Here is a 3,986-nt window from a genome sequence, read left to right as displayed (position 1 = left end):
GGGCGCGGTGGACGCCGGGCGCGCGGGGCGCGGTGGGCGGCTCAGTCCTCCGGGGCGGTCACGGGGCGCAGGGCGGCGAAGCCGTCGGCGCTCGCGGCGTGCGCGGCGAGCACCCCGGTCACGGCGATCATGTTGTGCAGCTCGCCGTTCAGGGCCTTGCGGACGGCCTCGGCCAGCGGCACCCACACCACCGGCATGTCGGCCTCCTCGTGCACCCGCTCGAAGTCGATCTCCTCGTCGGGCACCCGGACCAGGTCGCGGGCCAGGAAGATCCGGGTCCGCTCGTCCGACATCCCCGAGGACGGGAACAGGTCCACCAGGACGTCCCAGCGCCCGGCCCGGTACCCCGACTCCTCCAGCAGCTCGCGGGCGGCGAGCACGTGCAGCGGCTCGCCGGCCTTGTCCCGCAGCCCGGCGGGGGCCTCCCACAGGTAGCGCCCGACGGGGTGCCGGTACTGGCGCAGCAGCAGGACGCGGCCCTCGCCGTCCAGGGCGAGGACGCCGACCGAGCCGGGATGCTCGATCACGTCCCGGTCCACGAGCTCGGAGTCGTCGCCGTTCGGCATCCGCACCCGGTCGCGCCGGACCCGGAAGACGTGCCCGGCGAACACCTCCGCGGCGTCCTCGGTGGGCCAGCGCCCGGGGACGTCGCGGACGTCCCCGGCGCCGAACCCCGTCACTCGGCGGCCGGCGCGGTCGTGCCCGCGCCGCGCGCGGCGGCGTACTCGATCGCGGCGCCGACCAGCCCGGTGAACAGCGGGTGCGGGCGGGTCGGGCGGGACCGGAACTCCGGGTGCGCCTGGGTGCCGACGAAGAACGGGTGCGTCTCGCGCGGCAGCTCGACGTACTCGACCAGGCGGCCGTCCGGGGAGAGCCCGGAGAAGCGCAGCCCGGTCTCCTCGATCCGGTCGCGGTAGGCGTTGTTGACCTCGTAGCGGTGGCGGTGCCGCTCGGAGGCCTTGGCCTCGCCGTACAGCTCGCGGACGATCGAGCCCTCGGCCAGGTCGGCCGGGTACAGGCCGAGCCGCATCGTGCCGCCCATGTCCCGCTCGCCGGACACCACGTCCAGCTGGTCGGCCATGGTCGCGATGACCGGGTGCTCGGTGGCCGGGTCGAACTCGGCGCTGCCCGCGTCCGGCAGGTCGCCCAGGTTCCGGGCGGCCTCGATGACCATGCACTGCAGGCCCAGGCAGATGCCGAGCAGCGGGACGCGGTTCTCCCGGGCGTGCCGGATCGCGCCGAGCTTGCCCTCGATGCCGCGCACGCCGAACCCGCCGGGGATCAGCACGCCGTCCACGCCGTCCAGCTCGCGCTTGGCGCCCTCGGGGGTCTCGCAGTCGTCGGACTTGACCCAGCGGATGTTCACCCGGGCGTCGTTGCCGAACCCGCCGTGCCGCAGCGCCTCGGTGACCGACAGGTAGGCGTCCGGCAGGTCGATGTACTTGCCGACCAGCGCGATCGTGACCTCGCGGGACGGCTTGTGGACGTGCTGGAGCAGCTCGTCCCAGGAGCCCCAGTCGACGTCCCGGAACGGCAGCCCGAGCCGCTGCACCACGTAGGCGTCCAGGCCCTCGGCGTGCAGCACCTTCGGGATGTCGTAGATGCTGGCGGCGTCCACGGCCGACACGACGGCCTCGCGGTCCACGTCGCACATGAGGCTGATCTTCTGCTTCAGCCCGTCGGTGATCGGCCGGTCGGACCGGCAGACGATCGCGTCCGGCTGGATGCCGATCGAGCGGAGCGCCGCCACCGAGTGCTGGGTCGGCTTGGTCTTCAGCTCGCCGGACGGCCCGATGTAGGGCAGCAGCGAGACGTGCAGGAAGAAGCAGTTGTCCCGGCCGATCTCGTGCCGGATCTGCCGGACGGCCTCCAGGAAGGGCAGCGACTCGATGTCGCCGACCGTGCCGCCGACCTCGGTGATGACCAGGTCGACCTCCTGGCCGTCGGCCATCCCGCGGATGCGGTCCTTGATCTCGTTGGTGATGTGCGGGATGACCTGGACCGTGTCGCCGAGGTACTCGCCGCGCCGCTCCTTGGCGATGACGTTGGAGTACACCTGGCCGGTGGTCACGTTCGCCGAGCCGTGCAGCTCGGTGTCCAGGAAGCGCTCGTAGTGGCCGACGTCGAGGTCGGTCTCCGCGCCGTCGTCGGTGACGAACACCTCGCCGTGCTGGAAGGGGTTCATCGTTCCGGGGTCGACGTTGAGGTAGGGGTCGAGCTTCTGCATGGTGACCCGGAGGCCGCGGAGCGCGAGCAGGCGTCCCAGGCTCGACGCGGTCAGTCCCTTGCCGAGGCTCGAGGCGACACCGCCGGTGACGAACAGATGCTTGGTAGGACGCGAGCTACCAGTGGTGGCCGAAGGCAAGAAGACTCTCCCGTGGTCGATACGAGGCGGATGAACCGGAAATCGGTACCGCACTGTCCACGGGCCACCAGAATATCACCCGCCGACCGCGCGACATCCGGGACGACCCCGACCAGGCGTGTCCCTCCCCACATCGGGGCGCTCCGCAGCCGGAACGCTCCCGTCTCGCTCCCGCTCCCCGCCCGGACACCAGCGATCCGGCGCTTCACCAGGCTGTCCAGCCGAACGGAACCCTCCCCAGGGCCGCCGCTACGCCCCAGGCCGCCGCACAGCCCCAACCCCGACCAGCGGACGCGTGGACGCCCGAGAGGCGCCGTACGGGCCACTGAGCGCCCTCTGCCCCCCCCGAGAGGGCGCTCGAGCCTCGGGCGCAGAGCCACTGCCACACGGGAAGCCGCCGGTAGACGAGGGAGCCGCCGCTCGGACACGGAACCGCCGCGCACGTCGGCAGCGACCGTCCAGGCGCGCAGGCGCCGCTCAGGCACGGACCGTCGCCCATGCCCGCGGCGACCGGAGCGGATGGGGTCAGCGGGGTGGGGCTCCGGAGGGCATGATGGTGCGGAGCTGGCGGGTCAGCTCGTCGATGAGGCCACGGGCCTGCTCGGACGCCTGCTTGGCGGCGTCGCGCTCCTGGGCGAGCTCGGCGATCTGCGCGCGCTGCTCGGTGACGGCCTGCGCGAGCTGGTCGACCCACTGGTCGCGCTCGGCGAGCTTCTCGGCGATCGCGTCGCGCTCGGTGGCCAGTTGGCGCATAGCGGCGGACGCCTGGTCGCGCTCGCGGACGGCGGTGTCGGCGCGGCCCCGGGCGATGGTCAGCTCGGACTCGGACCGGGCCTGCGCCTGGACGGCGGCCTCGCGCTGCCGTTCGGCGGCCTCCAGCGCGGCGGCGGCGGTGTCCCGCTCCCGCTCGGCCTTCTTGGCGGCCTCCAGGCTCTGCGCGGCGGTGTCCAGCGCCTGCTTGCGCTCGGCCTCGGAGGCGTCCGCGCGGCGCTCGGCCTCCGCGGCGCGCCGGTCGCTGTCGGCGAGCCGCCGCTCGGCCTCGGCGGCACGGGACTCGGCGGCCTTCATCCGGGTCTCGGCGGCCTGCCCGCGGCGGTCGGCCTCGCCGACCCGCTGCACGGCCTCCTGGGTGCGGCGCTCGCTCTCGGCGGCGCGGCTCTCGGCGGCCTTGGCGCGCACCTCGAACTCCTGGGTGCGGCGCTCGGCCTCGTTCGCGCGGGCCTCGGCGGCGCGCATCCGGGTCTCGGCGGCCTGCGCGAGGTTGCGGGCCTCCTCGGCCTCCTTGGCGGCGGCGGCGACGGCGTGCTGCAGGTTCTGCGCCTGCATCTCGGCCTCGGAGAGCTTGGCGCGGACCTGCGCGAGCTCGCCGCGGGCGCTCTCCAGCGCCCGAGACAGCTCGCCGGCCTGCTCGGTCATCCGGTCGCGCTCGGCCTCGACGGCGCGGCGGGCGGCGACGGCGTCCTCGACGGCGCGCAGCGCGTCGTCGCGGGCCTCGCTCATCTGGTCCCGCTGGGTCATCGCCTGCCGGACGGTCGCCTCGGCCTCGGCGGTGCGGCGCTCGGCGGCCTCGGCGCGTCCGGCCGAGGCCTGCGCCTCTGCGCGGGCCTGCTGCTCCTGCTGG

General features: G+C 74.3%; 2 protein-coding genes and 1 pseudogene. All 3 read right to left on the bottom strand.

Annotated elements, in window-relative coordinates:
• Positions 1–41 precede the first annotated feature (41 nt).
• Complete coding sequence (locus tag DZF91_RS27115) at positions 42–680, bottom strand: NUDIX domain-containing protein (protein ID WP_407920944.1); 639 nt, start codon at positions 678–680, stop codon at positions 42–44.
• The gene (locus DZF91_RS27110) at positions 677–2,365 is read right to left on the bottom strand and encodes a CTP synthase (RefSeq protein ID WP_117359994.1); all 1,689 of its coding nucleotides are present in this window, start codon (positions 2,363–2,365) and stop codon (positions 677–679) included. Before DZF91_RS27110 ends, DZF91_RS27115 begins: the two co-directional genes overlap by 4 nt.
• Positions 2,366–2,890: 525 nt before the next feature.
• Positions 2,891–3,986 (bottom strand): annotated as a pseudogene (locus DZF91_RS40470) (hypothetical protein); the annotation flags it as partial.

Origin of the sequence: Actinomadura logoneensis, assembly GCF_003428695.1 — a bacterium.
Lineage (GTDB): Bacteria > Actinomycetota > Actinomycetes > Streptosporangiales > Streptosporangiaceae > Spirillospora > Spirillospora logoneensis.
This window is presented reverse-complemented; position numbering and strand designations above follow the sequence as displayed.